The 21,754-nt window shown below is 68.5% G+C and carries 10 protein-coding genes; 4 read left to right on the plus strand and 6 right to left on the minus strand.

Going from position 1 to position 21,754, the window contains the following annotated elements:
* Positions 1–5 precede the first annotated feature (5 nt).
* Both ACS0OT_RS11100 and ACS0OT_RS11105 read right to left on the minus strand, forming a co-directional pair.
* The gene (locus ACS0OT_RS11100) at positions 6–1,790 is read right to left on the minus strand and encodes a DUF2341 domain-containing protein (RefSeq protein WP_442255811.1); all 1,785 of its coding nucleotides are present in this window, start codon (positions 1,788–1,790) and stop codon (positions 6–8) included.
* A gap of 38 nt (positions 1,791–1,828) precedes the next feature.
* Positions 1,829–3,445: a ShlB/FhaC/HecB family hemolysin secretion/activation protein gene (locus tag ACS0OT_RS11105; RefSeq protein WP_442255812.1), complete on the minus strand. Its 1,617-nt coding sequence runs from the start codon at positions 3,443–3,445 to the stop codon at positions 1,829–1,831.
* A 201-nt stretch (positions 3,446–3,646) separates the two neighbouring features.
* Between ACS0OT_RS11105 and ACS0OT_RS11110 the strand changes: the two genes are divergently transcribed.
* A complete protein-coding gene (locus tag ACS0OT_RS11110; protein WP_053500982.1) occupies positions 3,647–3,982 on the plus strand; it encodes a hypothetical protein in 336 nt (111 codons plus the stop codon).
* A 93-nt stretch (positions 3,983–4,075) separates the two neighbouring features.
* Here the strand turns inward: ACS0OT_RS11110 and ACS0OT_RS11115 are convergent, their stop codons facing one another.
* A complete protein-coding gene (locus ACS0OT_RS11115; protein ID WP_176556922.1) occupies positions 4,076–4,552 on the minus strand; it encodes a general secretion pathway protein in 477 nt (158 codons plus the stop codon).
* Positions 4,553–4,655: 103 nt separating this feature from the next.
* On the opposite strand from ACS0OT_RS11115, the gene gspH reads away from it, so the two are divergent.
* Genes gspH through ACS0OT_RS11130 form a run of 3 tightly spaced genes read left to right on the plus strand, consistent with a single transcriptional unit; the run spans position 4,656 to position 6,072 of the window.
* Positions 4,656–5,102: a type II secretion system minor pseudopilin GspH gene (gspH, locus tag ACS0OT_RS11120; RefSeq protein WP_065196397.1), complete on the plus strand. Its 447-nt coding sequence runs from the start codon at positions 4,656–4,658 to the stop codon at positions 5,100–5,102.
* Positions 5,099–5,461: a type II secretion system minor pseudopilin GspI gene (gene gspI / locus ACS0OT_RS11125; RefSeq protein ID WP_005416768.1), complete on the plus strand. Its 363-nt coding sequence runs from the start codon at positions 5,099–5,101 to the stop codon at positions 5,459–5,461. Before gspH ends, gspI begins: the two co-directional genes overlap by 4 nt.
* Positions 5,458–6,072, plus strand: a complete 615-nt coding sequence (locus ACS0OT_RS11130) for a prepilin-type N-terminal cleavage/methylation domain-containing protein (protein ID WP_065185675.1) — start codon at positions 5,458–5,460, stop codon at positions 6,070–6,072. Before gspI ends, ACS0OT_RS11130 begins: the two co-directional genes overlap by 4 nt.
* 451 nt (positions 6,073–6,523) lie before the next feature.
* On the opposite strand, the gene ACS0OT_RS11135 is transcribed toward ACS0OT_RS11130, so the two are convergent.
* The 3 genes from ACS0OT_RS11135 to gspF form a co-directional block, all read right to left on the minus strand.
* Positions 6,524–18,907, minus strand: coding sequence for a filamentous haemagglutinin family protein (locus tag ACS0OT_RS11135; RefSeq protein ID WP_442255813.1), 12,384 nt, complete (start codon positions 18,905–18,907; stop codon positions 6,524–6,526).
* A gap of 199 nt (positions 18,908–19,106) precedes the next feature.
* Positions 19,107–20,282, minus strand: a complete 1,176-nt coding sequence (locus tag ACS0OT_RS11140) for a substrate-binding domain-containing protein (RefSeq protein ID WP_235649225.1) — start codon at positions 20,280–20,282, stop codon at positions 19,107–19,109.
* 270 nt (positions 20,283–20,552) lie between these two features.
* Entirely contained in the window at positions 20,553–21,752 is a 1,200-nt protein-coding gene (gene gspF, locus ACS0OT_RS11145) for a type II secretion system inner membrane protein GspF (RefSeq protein WP_065177670.1), read from the minus strand.
* Positions 21,753–21,754 lie beyond the last annotated feature (2 nt).

Consider the following 21,754-nt stretch of genomic DNA (forward strand, 5'->3'; position numbering starts at 1 on the left):
GCTCCTCAGCCCTGGACCGCGGCCGGGCCGCGCCCGTCCTGCTCTTCAGCCAGGCGCGCGGCGAACTCGTCGATGAACACCGCCATGTCCGCGCCGATCGCTTCGGCACGCGCGCCCAGGTAGTTGTAGCCGAACAGCGCCGGGATCGCGACGCCGAGGCCAGCCGCAGTACACAGCAACGCTGCGGCCATGCCGGGTGCCACCGAGTTGATGTCGACCGCGCCAGCCATCGCCGCCACCACGAACACCAGCATGATGCCGATCACGGTGCCGAACAGGCCCACATACGGGGCCCCCTCGATGGTGGTCGACAGCCAGTTCATGCGCCGTGCCATCGCCTCCTGCTCACGCACCATCACCGCATCCATCGAGGCACGGATCGCCGCGATGGTGGCACCACTGAGGTAACCGCTGTTGCCATCGCGCTGGTGGCGCTGCTGCATTTCATCGATGGCCACCTGGTAGATGCGCCACAACGAGCCATCGTGCATCGCGGCCGGCGCCTTGCCCTGGCGGTCCATGTCGGACAGGGTGCGCAGCGGCACGCCGGACAGCTTGCCGAAGCTCTCGGTGAACACCGCATTGGCCTTGCTGATACGGCCGAAGTGCCGCCCCTTGGCGATCATGATCGCCCACGACAGCAGCATCATCAGGCCGAGGATCGCGACCACCACCCAGGCATCGAACGGCATCGCCTTGAGGATGAAGGCGAAGTGGCTCTGCCCGGCTGACTGCTCGTCCGCGCCGTAGCTGATCAGCCGCGAATCGGCACCCTGTGCGGTGGCATCGGCCAGCAGCAGCGCGGCCGGCCGTGCCACGCGCGAGACGCGCAGTTCATCCAGCGCACCTTCGAAGTTGGCCAGTGGCTGCACCGCCCCCGGCGCATCGGCACCCACCACCGGAGCCGTGCCCAGCGCCGGCAGCGCACCGCTCAGCTGGGCAACGACGCGCCCGTTGAGGTACAGCTGCAACGCGCCCTTCTCTGCCGTCAGTGCAACGTGTGCCCACTGTCCTTCCGGAACCGGCTGCGCGGGCGTGCTGCGCTGGCCATTGAGCTGCACGAACGGCACGCGGTTCTCGATGCCCAGCACCAGCTCGGATGCGCCGTCGCGACGCGCATAGATCGCCTGCGCCGCAGTGTTACCGCCCGGCTTGATCCAGGCTGAAACGGTGAGCGGCGCGCCCGCTTCCTGAGCCAGCGATGCGCTGGCCGGCAGCGGCAGCGGACCGGCGCCCAGCTGCACGCCACGGCCGATCACCGAGCCTTCCGACGGCGGCACCACCGCACCGGCATTGTTGCCATAGGCGGTGGTGTCGCGTGCCGGCGCATTGGCCTCGGCAAAGTGGTAGACCAGCGTGTAGTCCGGATCGAACACCTGCTGGCCGTTGCCGCTGGCCGGTGCCTTCTCATTGCCGTAGTACATCCAGATCGTCTGGGGCGCGGCAGCGCTGACTGCCGGTACGTCGACCCAGACCAGGGCCAGGCCCATCCTGGGATCGAACTGTTCGATCTGGTGGGCCAGCACGGTACGGCCATCACCCGAGACGAAGCGCAGGTCGTTGCCCGCATCCTGGGTTCCGTCGAAGCCGAAGTTGCCGGTATGCAGGCGCAGCAGCAGCGGCGTGCGGCCCGGGTCACCGGCCAGGCCCGCGCCCTGCGGGCCGGCGTCGATGGTGATCGGCTTGCGGTACTTCCATTCGGCCTGCCACCAATTGGCATCGGCCGCAGCCACCGGCAGCGCAACCAGCGCGGCCAGCAGCAACAACACTCGGGAAAGCAAACGGTCCATGCGAAGGGTCTCCGGAGAACGCATGTTCAAGGGAAGGGTCAGTAACTGGTGCTGATGTTGAAATGCAGGCGCGGGTCGTCCTTGCGCGTGACCGGGCCATCGGCATACGGCCAGGCGTAGTCCAGGCGCAGTTGCAGGTGTTGACCCAGGCGCAGCTGCGCGCCCAGGCCGACCGAGGCCATGTTGTACTTGTCGCGCTGTTCGGGCAGCGGCTGGCGCAGGCGCAGATAGGCCGCGTCGGCAAAGCTGTAGACGCGCAGGTCGGTGCCGCGCCACAGTGACCACGCAGGCGTGCGCCATTCCAGGCTGGCCAGGCCGCCGTAGTCGCCGATCGCCTCGGCCGACAGGTAGCCGCGTACGGTGTACATTCCACCTGCGGCGAACTGCTCGGCCGACACCAGTGGCGCATCGGTTACCTGCAGCGAGCCGCGCGCATACCATTGCCAGTCGCTGCCGAAGGTATGCGTGTTGGCCACGTCGGCCTTGAACGCCACGAAACTCGGGTCGGCCCAGTAGCGCTTCTGCCCGAACGCGGTGGCGTCACTGCCGTAGCCGAACAAGCGACGCGTACCGGCCACCAGCTGGGTGTTGATGCTCAACTGATCCTGCTCGCCCTGGCGTACACCGACAAACGCCAGAGTGATCGGCGCGTACCTCAGCGGCGTCTTCAGGCTCTCCTTGCCCATCTGCGTGTCTTCCTCGGTGTCCTTGAAATCCACGCCGAGGCTGAGCTGGCGCCACCACTGGCTGCTGCCCGGCAGGCGGTAGTTGAGCTTGAGGCCGATCGAATGGCCGTTGCCGATCACATTGGTGCCGGTGCCGGTACCGACCTGCCCACCTGCATTCAACACGCGGCTGTCGGATCTGTAGCCGGAGGCTTCCAGGCTCCACGGCGTACCTTCGAACGGCATCGTGTACGAGGCCGAGAACACCTTGGCCTGCTTCGTGTCTTCCGGCGCCAGATACACGCCGAGGTTGGCGCTGTGCCCACGCTTCCACAGGTTGTCGTAGGCCAGCGATGCACTCAGGCGCAGCTTCTCGGTGTCGGCGCTATGGTCGTTGTTGAGTGACGCACTGGCACGCCACGGCGACTTCTCCTCGACCTGCAGGTCCACATCCATCGTGCCCGGCACCTGGCCTTCGCGCACCAGTGGCATCACCTGGCGACGTCCGCCTTCGTTCAGTGCGGTCAATTCCTTCTGGGCCTGGTCGAAGTCAGGCACCTTGCCCTCGGCCAGCGCCGGTACACGTTCCCGAATGCGTTCGGGCGACTCGTGGCGGGTGCCGACCACGCGCAGCTGGCCGATCGGCGTCTGCTGCACCTTCAGCAGCACCACGCCCCCACTGACCTGCTGCTCGGGTAGCTCGACGTAGACCGACTGGTAGCCGGCCTGCTGGTAGAGCGCATGGACCGCATCGCGCGCCTTCTCAACATCGGCCAGGGTCTTGCCCGGGCCGAGGAACGGTTCTACCGCACGTTCAATCTGCCGCGGATCGAGCACCGTGTTGCCGCGCACGACGTATTCGTTGATGTTCACGCTGGGCGCGGGTGCTGCCTCCTGCGCGAACAGCGGCAGCGGCATCGCGGCCAGGGCCAGCACCAGCGGATGCAGGCGCAGCGGAAGGCGAACGGCTCGGCACGGAACAGGATTCATCGAAGGCATCGCGTCGTATCGAAGGGAGGGGCCAGGGAGCGGCGCGTGGATCTACCAACAGGACGTGTACATCGCGTCAAAGCCGCCAACAGTTTTGTGACAGCACTGTCATCTTTTGAAAGCGCCGCAAAGCACGCAGGCGGACCCTGCCTTGGCCACCCGTCTTCATTGCAGGACATCGATTGCTGCGGGAGATTCGAGATGTGTGAATCGTTGATGCCGGACCTGCGCGCTGCCCTCGCCCTCGCCCTGCTGCTGGCGCTGCCATCGGGTCGCGCCGACGAGGCGAAGAAGCAGGAAGAAGCTGCGCCCTGCATCGAAGTACTGGTCAACGGCGAGCGGATTCCGGCCTGGGACTGTCTGCAACGCAAGCTGGCGCCTGCGACAAGGCCGGCGAAGTCGGCGGCGCTCCCCGAAGCCGAACGCCTGATGCAGCAGCCCGGCAACCAGCTGATGCAGTACAACCTGGAAGGCACGCGGCAGCGCATGGGCGATGCGTTCGGTCGCTCGGTGGTGCCGCAGCGACCTGCGCGCTGAGCCTCCGCAGCTGTGGGGCTGAGCGCGCGCTCGGCTGTCTTTGCATTCATCGGCGATGCCACGGCGCGAAAGCCGCCGACCGCAGGCTCGGCGCTACTGCGTGCCGCTCTGCCGACCGGCCGGCACGATGCCATCGCTTGGTACCGGCGGCAGCTCGGGAACCGGCAGGCTGCGCAACTGCCCCGCCTGGTTCAGCTCCACCGCGTTGGCGCTGATGCTGGCGAGAACCGTGCAGGGCCCCAACCGCTGACCCGGCGCGTACGCTTCGGCAGGACGCCCATCCACCGAAAGCAGCGCCAGCGGTGCGTGGTCGCCGGCCAACACGCCCAGCACCACCACCTCGGTCTGCACTGCGCCGGGGGACAACAGGCGCACCAGCGGCAGGCTGGCCACTGCATCGAACATCGGCCGCACCGGCGCCTCGGCTTTCGCCTCGCTGGCCACGGCCGCCGGCGCCACCGCAGACAGGGTGACGCTCCAGTAGGCCACCACCGCCAGCAGCAGCGCCGCCGCCAGCAGGGCCAACATGCGATTGCGATCCCAGCGCCTGCCGTCCATGTTCCGCACCATCGCCACGTTCATGTCTGCCCACGCTAGCAGGTGCGGCTGACGCTTTTGTTTCATCATGCGGGCCTACGCTGGCAGGCATCGACCCGGACAGGAGGCAACGTCGATGCAGCGCGTGCCGCGTGGTTTCACCCTGCTGGAACTGATGGTGGTGCTGGTGATCATCGGTATCTGCACGGCGGGTATCGGGCTGGGCCTGGGCAGCCTGCTCGACCCGGGCCGGCAACTGCGACAGGAAGCCGAACAGTTGGCGCAGCGCCTGCAGGTGGCGCGCGACGAGGCCCGGATCGATGGCCGCCCCCTGCGCTGGCAGGCCGACGCCGCCGGCTACCGCTTCAGCCGCCGCGAAGGCACCCGTTGGGTGGATGTGCAGCGCGACGACCTGCTGCGCCCACAACCATGGCAGCTGGCGGGCATCGCGGTGCAGCCGACCACGCCGATTGAACTGAGCCCCGAATGGATTGGCGTGGCGTGGGAGTTGACGCTGTCGTTGCAGGGCCGCCAGCTGCGTCTTCGTGATGATGGCAGCGGACAGTTGCAGGTCGTGCAGTGAAGCGGAACAGGCACGGGTTCACCCTGATCGAAGTGCTGATCGCATTGGCGATCGTTTCAATCGCACTGGCGGCGGTGATGCGTTCGGTGGCGGTGGCTACCGACGATCAATCGCGCCTGCGCGACCGTCGGCTGGCACTGATGTGCGCGCAGGACCGCTGGCAGGAGCTGCGCCTGGCTGGGCAGCCGCCGCAGGATGCACGGCAGCGCTGCGTGCAGGGGCGCAGCACGTTCCTGGTGCTGCAACATCTCGGCACCGGCAGCGACAGCCAGCCGCAACTGGAACTGAGCGTGGTGGCCGAAGATGCACCGCAGCAGTCCCTGGCGCGGATGCAGCTGCCATGGACCACCATGCAATGAAGCGGGTCGCGCGTGGCTTCACCCTGATCGAAGTGATGATCGCGATCACCATCATGGGTGTGCTGGCGCTGATCTGCTGGCGTGCGCTGGACAGCGTGGCCAGCAGCGACCAGCGCCTGCGCCGGGCCGATGCCGAAACCACGACGGCGCTGCGCATCCTGCAGCAGTTCCAGCGCGATATCGAGATGCGTGCCGACGACGCGCTGATGAATGGTGCAGTGCGTCCGGCCGATCAACCGCAGCGGCTGCTGCCTCCGTCCCTGGTAAGCGAACGGCACCCGGATGGCAGCTTCGCGCTGGAGATCACCCGCAGTGTCGGCAGTGATGGACTACGCTGGCAGCGGGTGCGCTGGTGGCGGCAGGGCAATACGCTGTGGCGGGCCAGTGGCGCGGCGACGGATCGATACCCCCTGCCCGCGCCTGAGCCGTCGAAAGGCATTGCGGTGGCCAGGGATGTGCAGCGGTTCGAGATACGCGCCTGGCAGCCGGGCGCGGGGTGGGCGCTGTTGCCGAGCGAAGGCGAGGTGCTGCCGGCCACCGGGCTGGAACTGCGGTTGGGCCTGCGCGATGGGCGTGGGCCGCTGAGCTATCGGCGGGTGCTGGAGCTTTAGGATTCCTCCCAGGCAAAGCATCCACGCATGGCGTGGATCTACTGCCGAGCGGCTTCTACTGCCCGGCCTGCTTTGGTGGGTGCCGACCTTGGTCGGCACTGATGCTGGCCCAGCCATCCACGCATGGCGTGGATCTACTGCCGAGCGGCTTCTACTGCCCGGCCTGCCCTGGTGGGTGCCGACCGTTGGTCGGCACTGATGCTGGCCCAGCCATCCACGCATGGCGTGGATCTACTGCCGAGCCTGCCGCCGGGTGCTTTCCTGCGCCCGGCGGCGCCGTGTCGGTGGTCCTCACCGCTGAAGGCCGCTCCCTGCCCTCCGTGCCGTCCTGGCTGGGGCCGCCACCATTCCCTGGCGGCTGGCCCGATGCTGTCCGTTCTTCCTGGTCAGTCCCATCCACGCATGGCGTGGATCTACTGCCGGCCGCGATCGTGCCGATCAGGGTCGGCACCTAGCGGCGCTGCGTGCCGTCGTCGCGGCTGGCCTGCGGGAACTGGAATGCGCTGTCGGCGTCGTAGCCGCTGTTGGCGGTAGTGCCACGGGCCGGCGGCGCTACGCTGCTGGTGCCGCTGCCGAAGCCCAGAATCTGCACGCTGATCACTGACGGCTGGTTGCGCCGTGCGTCGTCCTGGCTCTTGCGCATCACGTCCTGTGCCGCCTGGCTGGCGCTGTTGGCTGCCGCACTGGCCGCGGCCAGCGCATTGACGTTGACCGATGCCAGCACCGGCAGACCCTTGCTCTCGCCCTGCACCTGGATGTTGGCCGCGTTGAGCACCTGCAGCGCGGCCAGATTGATGTTGCCGGAGACGCGTATACCGGCCTCGCCCGCATCGATGGTGCCCAGCGGTGCGATCAGATCGACGTCGCCCGGCGGCACTTCGGCGATGGGGTTCAAGGTCGCGATGCCAGCACCGCTGGCCGGGGCCTGCGGCGACAGGATCACATTGCCCCAACCGTCATAGACGCGGCGCGGTGGCGTGTACAGCAGGGTCGTGCGCGAACCACGACCGGCATTGATGTCACCCTGCTCCGACCACGCCAGGATGTCGCCGCCGAACGTGGTCATCACCCGCGACAGGCCCAGCAGCACGCTGTCCTGGCCGAACAGCCGGATATCGCCCTGCCCTTGGGTCACCAGTCCGGCACTGGCCGGGGGCACCACGCCCTGCACACCGATCACGATCTGCCCACCCGGCGCCATCAGCTCGATGTTGCCACCCGCTTCGGTGCGCACGCCGGAGCCGCCGTACATCACGATGTCGCCGGCACGGTCGATCGTCGCGCCGGTCGCAGCCTTGTCTGGCATCAGCGTAGCGATGGCCTCTCGCCCACGCAGGTAGGAGCCGAAGCGGGGTCCTTCTGCATCGGTATATTCCCGTCCACCTTCGCGCAGCTCGGCGTAATAGATCTGGCGCAGGAAGATGTGCTGCTGTTCCTGCGGCAGCGCATCGAAGGCAGCCAGCGCCCCGTCGCCGTCGGCAGCCACGCCGAAGCGCTGCTGCAGCCACTGCTTCAGTTCCTGGTCGTAGACCTTGACTGCCTTGCCCGGCTGCGACGCAAGCGATTGCGCGGGATCGGCAAGGTTGACGGGGTCCAGATAGCGGGCACGCAGGGCCGCGAAATCGATCTGCTGGTTGCCGGCCGTCAGCGCGATGCTGGCGCCGGGACGGGTGTCGCCCTGCACGATGCCACCGAGGCTGACGATGCTGCCCGCATCCTCCTGGCGCAGCTGGCGGCCGGCACTGATCTCGGTGTTGCCGGGGCCGGCGATGGTCGCGTTCAGATGCACGACGTCGCGGCCCGCCGCTGCCACCGTGATATCGGTGGGCGCGGTGTTCAACGCGGTCATCAACACCCCGAGGATGTCCCGGCCTGCCCGCAGTTGCACGGCGCCGGCGGCCTCGAACCAGTTCAGCTGGGTGCGCTGCCCCACGTTGGGATCCAGCGTGCGCCGGGCGCCGGTGGCCAGACCGATGATGTCGCCCTGCACCGCGTAGAAACGGCTCGGCGCCAGGGCCGCAGACACGGAGGACAGCGGAGTATTCGGACCGAACGCAAACAGCGGAAGCGACGCGTCCGGCGATGCAATGTTGCCGTCGACCGACAGGTTGTGCCGCGAGCGGGTCACATTGCCGCCGGAATCCCCCAGCTGGGCCAGGAATGCGGGGTCGAAGGGTCCCGGCAGGCGCGCATCCGCGCCCGAGCGCGCGATCTGGGTCGCGCCACGTTGGGCGAAGATGCTGCCACCGGCCAGCACGTCCAACCGTCCCGTTGCCGAGGGTGCCAGCAGGATCACATCCTGCGTCCCCGGCGTGGCGCTGATCCGGTCCAGCTTGATGTCGCCCTGCGCAGCAATGGCGCTGAAGCGCGAAGGATAGAGCCAGTAATTCAGCAGATCATCACCACCACGCACATCAAGCTGGACCTGCTCGCGCCACAGATTGCTGCCGGTCACGTTATCCGGCCCGGCGAGGCCTGGCGCGAGGTCACCACCGGCACTGAACAGATCCACGGCCGTGCTGGCGGTCCACAGGGAAAACCACGTGCTGCCTGCAGCGCGCGCGCCATCATCCTGCAGCACCGCGCTGTAGTTGGCCAGCGGAACCCGGCCTGCATCGGCGACCCCGCCAAGCACCACATCGCCCCGTGCCTGTAGCTGCGCGACCGCATCGCCCAGCACCAGCACCGGTCCGCCCATTGCGCGGGCGGCGTCGGGCGCAAACAGGTCTGCCGCGCGCTGCTGACGCAGCGTCGCGTAGTTTTCCAGGGTGACGCCCATTGCACCGATGCGCCCGGCATCGAGCTGCAGGCTGCCACGCAGATTGCTGAAGGTACCGTTGAGGTCGAGATTCTGTCCCGCCCTGGAGGGATTGAGGCTGGAGATCGTCGCCTGCAGATTCGGATTCAGTGCGCCACCGATGCGCAACCGCAGGTCGCCGCCACCGGTCAGGTGCAGCTGGCCATTGCTGACGCGGCCGGTCGATCCCACCGCCGCGATGATCGCGCCCGAGCGTGGTGCGCTCAGCGAGCCCAGCGCGTCGCCCATCGGATCGCGGACGCCGGCATTTCGCCCGGCCTCAAGCGTCAGGTCGCCGCCACCCAAGGTGCCGAAGCCGGTGAAGCCGACCATCCGCGGAGAGGCGCCAGCGGCAGCGGACACGTTGGTGTAGGTACCAAAGTTCACCCACCAGCTGGTCGGCACCGGCTCCACGCCGGTGGTGCTCCCGGTTCCCTGCCGCCACAGCCAATTGCCGACCGCGGCACTGGAGTACAGCGCCCAGTCGCGCTCGCTGGTGCCCGACTCCGCGCGCGCGGTCCAGGCGTCGCCGACGATATCGCGCCCGGCTTCGACCCGCAGGTTGCCACCATGATCGGGATACCAGGCCTGGTAGCCTGCGATCGCTGCGTCATAGCTGCCCGGCACCAGGTTCGGCCCTAGCAGTGCGGTGTTCCAGGGAGCCGCTGCACGGGGCGAATTGAAGGCAGCGTCGTGGCCCCCACCCAGCGCGGTGGGAGTGCCGGCGGTGTAGACACCGAAGCCTGACTTCATCACGACGTCACCGGCAGCGAGCAGTTCCATGTCCCCCTTGCCGGTGCGCAGCACGCTCCACGCCGGCGTGCCCGCGCGCTTGCCGTAGGTGGTCACTTCGGTCTGCGTGCCGCCGCCGGCGCAGTAGGTGGGCGCGGTACTGCAGAACTCGTCTTCGGTCATGCCGAACATCGCGGCGAAGTCCTTCGCAGGGGTGCCCACGTAGGACTCGTCACCCCAGTAATCCAGCGAGCCCTGCGCGGCCACCTGGCGGGGTGCCGGGCCGCAGTAGTCGGCCGACATCGCGCAGAACTCATCTTCGGTGAAGCCGAACATGTCGGCCAGCTCTGCGATCGGGCGGCCCGCATAGGACGTGTCGCCGATCCAGTCCAGCGATGCCCGCTCGGTCAACGCACGATCACCCACCCAGATGATCTCGGTCTTGACCGTACCGATCGAGCCCTGGTGGGTATCGGCCAGCACCACGCTGCCTTCGCTGCCCCAGCGCCGGCTGCGTGGATCGGCCGCCCCGACATCGGCACCGGCAACCACGGTCAGGTCCCAGGAGGTGGTGCCCTCGGCCAGCATCGGCGCCAGCGCCCAGTTGCGCCCCTGGTTGCCGTTGGCATCGGCCGGCCGCAGATTCACTGGCGCGTCGCCGGGCAGTTCCACCTTGGTCAACGAAGGAATGTACGCGCCCACCTTGAGCGCGACTTCCCGTGCCAGGCGCAGCGCAACCGGCAACACCGCGCCGGCGGGCCACTCCTGTGCCGCCACCTGTACCGCACTGCGCAGGCGGAAGCCGGCTCCCAGCCGCGCACCTGCCGCCAGCACCAGCGGCTCCTGCAGCACGGTGCCCGCGGCCAGCGTCTGCCCGGAGTCGGTGGTCACTGCCGCACCCAGTACAGTACCCGCGGGCAGGCGCAGATTCTGCGAGATCACCATCGGCGCGGGCAGCACGGTACCAACCGGAAGCGTTACCGATTCGACCGGCACGTCGTAGTTCAGGCGGGTGCCGGCCTGGAACTCGGTGCCGGGCTGCAGCTTCACTCCGTCCACCGGCACCACCAGGCCGCTGCCGAAGGGGGTGTGCCCCGCGCTGCCATTGCGACCCTCATACAGCTGCCAGCCCCCCTCATCCGGCGTGGACGGCGGCGGTGCGAAGCCATCGTTGATGCTGCCGTAGACGTTGATGTTGCCTTCGGCCCGCAGCACCAGCGAGGCCGATTCGCCGAAGCCACGCCGCGATGGATCGGCGCGGTTGGCTTCGGGTCCGTAGCGGTAGCCGGACAGATCGATGTCGCCGGCAATGGTCAGGTCGCCGTCCGGGTTGGCGTCGCTGCGCCGCGCCACCACCTGCACGCCGGGACGAAGGCGGACGTCACCCAGCGCGCGCGTGCGCTGCTGCAGGTCCGGGTTGCCCAGCGCACCATCGATCCACGCCACGCTGTGCGGATCGACCACCTGGTCCAGCCACTGCTGGGTCACCAGCTGCGCGCGATTGCCGCGCACATCAGCGGTGCTGGCCAGGGGCGCATCGTCGTAGCGGCGGACACCATTGAGCTGGATGTCGGCCGCGCCATCGATGCGCAGGCCATTGGCCGCGGCAATCGCCGCGTCGTTGCTGCCCACCCGCGGCACATCGATCTTCAGCGAGCCCCGCGCCATGCCGTCGTTCTGTCCAGCGCCGTCGCCGACGGCCACGCCGCTGCCGGCACGCAGGTCCAGGTGCGCCGCGCTGCCCAGACCCACGGCGCCTTCGGCGCTGCCCAGCGTGATGGTGGCCCGGTTCGGACTGTCGACGATCTTGCCATGGCTGTCCACGCGCAGGCCGGTACCGTGCGCGTCCAGCGTGCCGTCCACCTGCAACTGGTCGCGGGCGTACAGGCGGATGCTGCCGACCTGCTCGCCGCTGGCATCGATGCGGCCGGCCACGGTCAGGCTGCCCGCGTCGACACTGATGTCGACCCGGCGCGCCTTCACTTCGTCGCCGATCCGAAGATCGCCTTCACCGATCTGGAAGCTGCGGCCGCCGACGACACCGCCGGCGGTCAATCGCTGGTTGAGGCCGGCGAAGTCCTGCAGCTGGCGTGCCCGCACCACCAGTTCGCCACCGTCGTAGGGCACCAGCGTGCCGCCGGCATCGTAGCGGCCACTGGCGGCACCCTGCAGAACACCGGCCAGATCGGCTTGGCCGGCCACTGCGGTGACCGTCATGCGCCCGGCGCGGTTGTTGCGGGCAGAAACATCGATGCGGGAGGCAGCATCGGTGCGGATGTCACCCGTGTCGCTGGACAGCAGGACATCACCGCCCCAGCTGAACTTGTCCACGTCGTACAGCGGGACCTTGCGCCCGGCCAGGTCCAGCACCGCCCGGCCGCCAAGCGTGATGCCCTGGCGTGCGCTCGCCGACAGCCGTCCTGACGCCAGCGCGATCGTGCTGTCCAGCGTGATCCGGTTGGCGTCGATGCTCAGCTCACTGCCCAGTGCATCGCCACCCGCCTTGCCGGTGCCCCCCTGCAGGCGGAACTCGCCGCCAGTGCGCACGCGCAGCTGCGCGGCGGGATCGGCGGTCAACAACGGGGTATCGATGCCGAGGCTGCCTCCGCTGTACTGCCAGCCCTTGTCGGCCAGATAGTCGCCGCGCTGCTGGAACACGTCCAGCGTGCCCTGCGCGGAGAACGACAGCTGCTCCGAAGCACTCAGGTTCAGCGCACTGAATCCGAGCACCTGCCGGTTCGCAGGTACTTCAGAGCTGGGACGGCTGAATGGTGCCCGCCCGAGCTGCAGCTGGCGGGTGACGAGGTCCAGCTGCCCGGCGCCGAGCCGGTCCACCATCGGATCGGCCGGCGGCACCGACGCGTCGCTGCCCGGCGCCTGGCTCGCCGCCAATGCGCCGTCCCAGACCAGCGTGTCCACCAGGATGCGCGCACGGTCGGTCGCCGCGCCGTAGCCGCGGATGGCCTGCGCACCCAGCACAAGCGTCTGCAGGCCACTGCGGCCGGTGGCACTGTCGCGCGCGTCCAGGTCGACGCTGCCGAACACGTTGACAGACTCCCGCGCGACCAGGCTCAGCGTGTCCAGCGCCGGCGCGCCGGTGGCATCATTGCCGCGCAGCAGTTGCTGCAGCACGGACTGGTTCATGGTCATGCCACTGGGCAGTGCCCCTGCCGCAGCGGCCTGTGCGATCGCTTCGGCACTGCCGAGGTTCAGCGCCGCCATGCTCAGGCCGAGCTGACGGGTGCCATAGCTGACCGAGTCGCGCATCTGCAGCGTGCCATCGGTCGCTACCGCGATGCTGCCATCGGAAACCAGCCGGGCCTGGCCGTCGCACGCCGCCTGGCACCCCCCGATGTCGATCGCCACCGGACCGGCCTCCACGCCCGTGGTGCCGGTGATCAGGTTCAGGCGCTGGTTGGACACCGCCAGCAGGCCGCCGGAGACCTGGTAAGGCAGCGTCGCGCTGGCACCCGCGTTGGCGGTTGCGAACGGCAGTGTATCGAGGGTCGCACCGGCCTCGACCAGCACGCCGCTGCCACCGGAGGCCGCTGCCACCAGCACTTCCGGTGCGTTCAGGGTGACGCCGGAACGGATCGCCACACTGCGCGCCTGGCCGGTCACCGCCACCTGCGAGGCCTCCTGGCTGAACTGCCCGCCGATGATCATCCGCGCAGGCAGGAAGGCATTGAGCGCGTCGTCGCTGAAGGTGGCGCCGCGATCACGGGCCTGCGATTGCGCGCTACCGTCAACGATCTCCAGTGAACCGACCGCCGGGCTCGCCAACGTGGCTGCCAGCGTGCCGCCGCGCCCATTGTCGGTGGCGGCGCCGAACCGCGCGGTGCCGGCGAAGCGGATGGCAGGCGTGTCTGCACGACCTGCACCTTCGCCCAGCGCTAGGGTCAACCCGAGCGCATCGATGGTCTGCCAGCCACGCGACTCGCCGCGGCGGTCGGCCACCGACTGCGCGAAGCTGTTGTAGGAGGTTTCGTTGTAGCCCGAGTGCCGGCGTACCACTGCGGCGGGCGTCAGCAGGATGTCGGTGAGCAACGGCGAGATTGCCGCGCCCAGCGCCGTGCGCTGCTGCCCGGACACACGCCAGGTGCCGGTGCCGGTCGCAATCGGTTGCACGATGCCAGAGGTGCCGGTAGCGCCCAGCTCCACCCGGAATGCACCGGGCTGCAGCGCATAGCTTGCCGGCATCAGCGTGTAGGTGCCGGCCGCCAGGCCGGGCACGCCAGCCGGCACGGTGATCTGCTGGCCCACCGCCGGAGCTGCGAATCCTTCTTCGCCGCTGGGGGCGAACGCCTCGGCGCGTCCCGGTACGATCGCGTACACCGGGTTGCCCGACGCACTGAACGCGTAGCGCGGATTGGCGTCGGCCAACGCCGTGCGCAGCACGTCGACGGAGCCGCCGCGCCCGGACACGAAGGCGGCACCGGTCAACTCACCACCGCCGGACATGTCCAGCAGTGCCCCCGACGCCACCTCGATCTCGTTGGCCTTCAGGGTCACCCCCATCGAGGAGATGCCGGCCGGCGCCAGCGAGCTCAGGCTGCGCGTGCCTACCCGCCAGTCGACACCATCGACGGTGCCACCATAGGGCAGCGACAGGCCGGCACCGCTGGTGGAGGTAACGCTGCCTGGCAGCAGTTCCACCCGGCTGCCGATGGTTCCGTTCTGGATCAGGCCGCCCAGCTGCAGCGTGCCCATCGGCGCCTGCACGTTGCCGCCCTGCTGCACCGTGGCGGCCACCAGGCGAAGCGTGCCCAGCGCCGATTCCGGCGCCGGCTGCGTGGCCGCACCTGTGCCGTGGATTCGCAGCACGGCAGCTGGATCGGCCCAGTAATCAGCGGTCTGCACGGTCTGCGCCGAAGCGCCGGCCACCAGTGTGCCGACCGCGCCTGCGGTGGGGTACAGGCGCGCAGCGGTGACGTCCATCGAACCGGCCGTCATCAACGCGCTGGTGTTGCCACTGCTGGCAATGCCGTTGGTCAGGCGCACGTCACTGCGGCTTTCCAGCGCCACGTGGTCGAACCCGGGCAGCCAGGTGACGTCGCGGATGTCGATCAGCGCGGCCTGCACCGCCAGCGCGTGATCGTCCGGCCCGGCCGAAGCGACCGCCGCAGTGCCCTGCAGGTTCTCGCCCGCCAGCTGGCCCCAGCGCGCCTGCGCCAGGCGGACGTAGGGCGCACTCAGCCGCAACGCCGACGACGGCCCGGCAGCCACGGCCATGCCCAGGCTCGAAGTGCCCTGGCCATGGATGCGCAGGCTCTGGGCCAGGCGCAGGTCGACATCGCCAACGGCGCGGATGTCACCGAACACGGACAGGTTGTCGAAGCCGCCCGCCTGCAGCTGCTCGACCGACAACGCGGCGTGGCCATACTCCAATGCGGCCGGCAGTGGCTGCACCGGTGCGCTGTGCTGGCTGAGGGTGATCGCACGTGCCCGCAGTACCTCCTCGCTGGCGCTACGTGCATGGATGCTGCCGCCGAAGGCCAGCCCAAGCGTGCCACCGCGTGCGCCGGCACCACCGGCGGCCGCGTCCATTCCGCCCTCCAGATACAGCGCATTGGCCGAGCGCAGCACGATCTGCCCGCCGTCGCTGTCCACGCGTACACGGCCTTGGCCGTCGATATCCAGCTCGGCCGACGCCCCCCGCGCCTGCAGGCGCGCGCCGCTTTCGACCACTACGAACGCTTCCGGTGGTCGGTTGTCGACGAATGCTGCGGTCTCCCAGTCCAGCGCCCCGCCGATCTCGATGCGTCCACCCGCGCGCACCTGCCCACGCAGACGGCCGCTGGGATCGGGCAACGAGATCGCGTCTGCATCGGCATCCAGCAGCGCGCCTTCGGCGAAACGCCAGGTGCGTTCGGTGCGCTGCCCGGCGTACAGCGCATTCTGCGGACGCACATCGTCGATCACGATACGGCCGCCCTTCGCAAGCAGTGTGCCTTCAACATCGATGTTGCCTGCACCCAGCAGCGAGATCGTCTGCCCTGGATCGACCGCCACCAGCGCATCCTTGCCGACGCGCAGGTCACCGCCCACGCTGTTGCGGTCCGAACGCAGGCTGATACTCGCACCGGCGCGCTGGCTGACGCGCCCGTTCAACGGATCGGCGCTGTACAGCGGCACATCCCACGCCGCCAGTGCGGACGCCCGATCGGTTGCCATCTGCGCGTCCTGGGTCAGGCGCAGGCCTGGCAGGGCAGCGACCAGCCGCGCGCCGTCGGCCACCGCCACGCCTTGGTGGCCGTTGATGTCGTACTGTGCGAAGCCACTGCCGAACAGGCCGGGATCCAGTCGCAGCGACGCGCCCGCCGGGTCCGCATCGCCCACTCGAACGCGGCCACCGGTTCCCAGCGAGAAGGCACCACTGCCCTGTCCTCGGCCACTGAACCGGCTCCCCTCGCCCAGTTGCACCCGGCCACTGCCGTCCGTCGTAACCGTGCTGCTGTTGGCCTGCAGGCTGACGCTGCCCCCTTTGCCGATGCGGCCCTTGCCGCGCAGGTCCAGCGCGGCGCCGGCCTCGACGTCCACCGTTGCCTCGGCGCCCACGACCACGTCATGACTGTTGCTCAGGCTCAGGCGGCCGCCATCCGTCCAGGCACCGCTGGCGTCGAGCGGCATCGCCAGTGACGCGTTGCTCCATTCACCGGAGAGATCGATCCGCGTGCCGCCGGCAATGGCGGTGCGGGCGCGGCCATCGTGCAGCAGCGCCGTCGGCCGCCCCTGGACATCCAGCAGGTTGCCCGCCGACAGCTGGCCGCCGGCAATGCCGATGTCGCCTGCCAGTTCCACCTCGCTGCCGGTCAGGTTGAGCTGTCCACCTGCCTGAAGCCGAAGGCTGCCGTCGATGCGGATGCGATCGGCGGTCGCCAGGTCGATCCGTCCCCACTGCTGGGCACTCAGCGCTGCGAAATCCAACCACACCGTGTCACGCCGCTCCTCGTTGACCGGAGCCAGCAGCGACCACGCCGCCTTCGCCGGAGCCTTGTCATCCAGGCGCACATCCGAGCCGAACACACCACTGCGGCCCTGGCCGTCGTAGCGCCCCAGGTACAGCTGCGCATTGCGCGCCACTGCCGTCTGCGCCTGCGCATAGCCATCCAGCGCGGCCTCCGGCCTGCGGTTCTGCTGCGCGCCCTGGAAGGTGGTCGTCTCAACCTTCCCATCCAGCACTGCGGTCGGTGCGGAGACGATCAGCCGACCTGCATCGCGGCCGACGGTGTATCCGTTATCGACACGCTGCGCCGCGAATACGATCGGATCACGGAAGGTCTCAGTGATGCCCCAGCGCTCCTGCTTTACTTCATGGCCGCTGTACAGGCCATCGAACAGCATCTCCGCCGGCGCCTCATCAAGGCGGTAGACCTGGCCGTCGACGCCGCGCACCCAGCTCTGCCGGACCACGCCGCTCTGCACATCCAGGCTGCCGCCGGCAAGGTTGATGCGTGAGCCACCGTTCGTGATCACTTCCCTGCCACCCAGCAGGACGGTGCCTCCCTGCGCAGCCCACTCGCCGATCGAGTGCCCCTGGTTGTCGAGGTAGCCACCCACCTCCAGCAGGCCGCCTGCAGCGTACCAGCGCTCCCCCTCGTAGCCCCCGGTACCGGCCGGAACGTGGACCAGCCTGCGGCGATCGACCCAGACTTCACTGCTGGTCAGCTTGCCGCTGTCGCGGTTGTCCAGGGCATCGCGCAGTTCGTTGCCCTGCACCTTGACCTGGACATTGTTGCTTTCCATCGACACCTGCACGCCCACTGCGCCGGACACGTCCACGCGCGCGGCGTCGTCTACGTAGCTGCGGGCCGCCGCATCGGCGATGATCTGGCCGCCCGTGGCAACCGTCAGCGAATCCCTGCTGAAATGGATGTTGCCACCCGAGACGATCTCCACCCGCGACTGGTCCCGGCGATCATTGTGCTGGGACAGATTGTCGAAGGTTGCCGAGCGCGCGCCAGCGCGGATCGCGTCCTGCTCTGCCGACTCCTTGATGAGGCTGTCGCGCTGCGTATCCAGCACCGTGGCCTTGCCATCGTCCTCGATCAGCACCGCCGTAGTGGCGCCATCGGCCAGCGTGACGCTGCTGCCGGCATCACTGGCCGAGGCCAGAAGATGCACGGTGCCGCGCTGTGCGAGCGTGGTGCTGGCCACGGCCACACCGGCCTGCTCGACGCTGCGCCCGGCCAGAGTCACGTCACCCTCAAGCGCGCGCAGCAGGCCGGTGTTGCGCACGCTGCCAGCCGTGCTGCCGGCGATGAAGCGCGGCGCGATCTCATTGCCCCGGGTGGTGGAGCTGGTGTTGGTGGCCGTACCCACGCCGCGCCGGATCACGAAACTGTCTCCCGCAGCGAGCTGCACCTGGCCCTTGCGCGCCTCGATATGGCCAGCATTCTCCACTCTGTGCCCGGCCAGCAGCACGTAGCCACCGCCGCGCGTCGCACTGGTCGGCTCATGGGTCGCGATGCGGGCACCCTGCTCCACCATCACCTTGCCGAATGCATCGCTGAGCGTGCTGCTGCTGGCGTCGGGGCTGTACAGGCCATTGTCGCGGAACTGCGCATCGCTGATCCGTGCTGCAGCCGCCAGCAGATTGCGTACATTAACCTGGCTGTTGTTGCCGAACACCACGCCGTTGCGGTTGGCGACGAACACCGTGCCATTGGCCTTCAGCTGGCCCAGGATCTGGCTGGGACGCGCCTGCGGATCGTTGACGCGGTTCAGTACTGCCCAGTCAGGGTGCTGCAGGAAGTTCAGCGTTGTGTTGCCGCCGATGTTGAAGGTCTCCCAGTTCAGGATCGCCTTGTCCGCGGTCTGCTCGACCGTGACCTGCACCCGCCCGTCGCTGCCCTGCGACTGGATCGCCTCGCGCGCATTGAGCCAGCCACGGGTCAGCGGATTCTGGTCGACGCTCAGGCCGTCCTTGCCGAGGCCATCGGCAACGATGAAGCCAGCTTCGCGGCGCGCCTGCCGCGCCTGTTCCTGCAGGCGCTGCTGCAGGGCAATCGCCTGCGCCGCCGTGCCAAGATTGTCGATCGACTGCTGCAGCTTCTGCCGTGCTGCGTCCTGCTGCTGGGCCGGCAACTGGAACTGGATCGGCACGCCGTTGGGCATCCGGCCACTCTGTGCCGCGCTGCCCTGGGCCGCGCCTCGTTCGGCGAACCAGCCCGGACTGAACGCCTGCTGCGCTTGGCTGGCCGGGGCCACCATGCTCCCCAGTGCGACTGCGATGGCCCACGCCATCGGATGATTGCGGCGCATCGACGCGGCCGGACGAACAACGGACGGGAGCGGGTGCGACATCGGAACCTCATCAACCTGGTGGGCCGCGGCTGCGGCGACGATCGGGGAGGCACGCGCAACGCATGCCCTGCCACTGATAGACGGTTCACGTGGCACGAAACCGACAGCGAAACACTGCGGTGGCGGCACCGTCGCGGAAATGGCGACGCCGGCCCAGAGGCCGGCGTCGCGTCAAGCAGGATTCAACCGGTGCTGCGGATTACAGCGGACGACCGATGCCGGCGCAGGTGCTGGGGTTGTTCAGGCCGGCCGTGCTGCTGGCCAGCACGAAGCGGTTGCGGATCGCATCGCGCCACGCCTTGGTCAGCGGAATGAAGCCGTGGTCGGTGATCGACTTCTCATACGTGACGGTGTAGGTGGCCGGATAGTGGCGGGCCAGGAAGCCGCGCAGGCTGGTGGCAACGCTCGAATCCTTGTAGCACTGGCCGATCACCAGGTTGGTGTAGCCGGCGATCGGATAGCCAGCCGACGGGTTGCCGAACACCGGCACCCAGTTGGCGGGGTTCTCAGCATCGGTGCCGGTCGGCGGAGCGACGGTGTCCAGGGTGGCCTGCACGCTCACCTGGTCCGGCGAGAAGCCCTTGACCTTGGCGACCTTGGTCGCATCGGTCAGGCTCGGGATCACGTCCGGGCCGACGTAGCCGATACGGCCTTCAGCAGCGTAGACCGTGTTGTACAGCGAGGTGCCACCGGTGGCCGGGGCGGCCACCAGGAACGCCGGCAGGTTGCCGTTGGCATCGCGCTTGTACAGGTCGGCGAAGGTCGACTTGATGGCGAACTTGCCGCCCACCAGCTTCGAGGTTTCAGCGTTCTCAGCGGCACAGGCCGCGGTCAGGAAGCGGCTGAACATTTCGCTGGTACCGCTGCTTTCCGCGCGGTACACCACCTGGATCGGGCCACTGCGGTTGGCATCGATGGTCGACCAATCGCTGATCGCACCCGAGAACACGCCGCAGATCTGCGCCACGCTCAGGTCCACCGCCGAACCGGCCTTGTTGAACGGAATGGTGACCGAGGTGGCCACCGACGGCACCTGGATCAGCGCGCCGTAGCGGTTGGCGTTGGTCGCCTGGTTGAAGTTGGTGGTGTAGTTGCTCAGCTCGGTGCTGCTCAGCACCGAATCGCTGCCGGCGAAGTGCACGGTGCCGGTGGTCGAGAACAGCGCCGAGTTGTTTTCCAGGAAGGCCTTCTTGCCGGTACCCGAACCGGTCACGGCGTAGGTGAAGTTCGCCGGCAGGATGCTGTCGGCCGAACCCTTGTAGAGGTCGGCCGGCAGCGAGGCACCGCCGCCGGTAACGGTCTGCGCCGAGGCGGCGCCCACGGTAGCGAGCAGCGCGGTGGCAACCAGCGCGGCCAGGGTCTTGTACTTGGTCATGATCTTCTCCTGAAGGGTTTACTGCGAAGGGAAACGCCAAGGGAGGAACGGTCACTACACGCCTGCTGCCGCCGAGGGCCTCCCAGCCCACTCTGCGGCGACGGGTCCATGCTGGTCCGCGCCGATGACAGGCCGCTTAAGAAACCTGTGGAAGATCGGAAAAAGGTGTGGAGGATTGTGTGGAGAAATCCAGGCACCAGTAGATCCACGCCATGCGTGGATGTGCCGCCCATGCGCGCGTCGGTTGATCCATCCACGCATGGCGTGGATCTACTGCACCAGCTGATTCATTTCCATGATCGGCATCAGCACGGCCAGCACGATCGTCAGCACCACGCCACCCATCACCAGGATCATGGTCGGTTCCAGCAGGGCGGTCAGCGCCATCGCGCGACGCTCGATCTCGCGCGAGATGGTCTGCGCGGCGCGATCCAGCAGCGGCGCCAGCGAGCCAGTCTTCTCTCCGCTGGCCACGAGATGCACCAGGATCGGCGGATACACTTTCTGTATTTTCAATGCAGAACCCAACGCAGCGCCTTCGCGTACGCGCGCGGACACATCATCGGCGCAGCGCGCCAGCAACGCGTTGCCCAGGGTCTGCCGCGCCGCCTCCAGTGCACGGAGAAGCGGCACGCCGGCATCGAGCAGGATCGCCAGCGTCGAGGCGAAACGCGCACTGTTCACGCCCAGCACGAAGCGCCCGACCATCGGCAGCCGCAGCAGCATCGCGTCCCAGCGCAGGCGCAGTTCCGGCCGGCGCAACGCCAACCGCCATGCCACCACCAGCGCAGCGATGCCGAGCCCCACCCACATGCCCCAGCTGCGCACGAACGCGCTGGCGGCCAGCATCACCTGGGTCAGCATCGGCAGCGTCTGCCGCGCCTGCACGAATGCGGTCACCACCTGCGGCACCACGTAGCTGAGCAGGAAGATCACGATCGCCACCGATACCAGGCTGATCGCCGCCGGGTAGATGAAGGCGGTCAGTACCTTGGCCTGCAGCGCATTGCGTTCCTCGATGTAGTCGGCCAGACGCTCCATCACCCGCGCCAGATCGCCGGAATCCTCACCTGCACCCACCAGCGCCCGATAGATCGGCGGGAAATCGCGTGGCCGCGCGGCCAGTGCCACGGTCAGGCGCTGGCCGGCGCGCACGTCGGCGCGCACAGCGGTGAGTGCCTGGGCCACGTGCGGGCGCTCGGCCTGTTCGATCACCGCACTCAATGCAGCTTCCAACGGCAGGCTGGCCGCCAGCAGGCTGGCCAGCTGGCGCGTGGCCCAGGCCAGCTCGCTGGCCGACAGGCGGCGAGCGCCCCAGCCAGTGCCTGCACTCCGTGCCGCGCTGACCTGCACGGGTGTCAGACCGCGCCCACGCAGCAGCTGGCGAGCACCGCGCGGGCTGTCGGCGTCCAATTGACCCTTCTCGATGCGGCCCTGCGCGTTGGCAGCCTGGTAGTCGAACAGTGCCATGC

Origin of the sequence: Stenotrophomonas maltophilia group sp. RY12688, assembly GCF_052149045.1 — a bacterium.
Classification (GTDB): domain Bacteria; phylum Pseudomonadota; class Gammaproteobacteria; order Xanthomonadales; family Xanthomonadaceae; genus Stenotrophomonas; species Stenotrophomonas sepilia.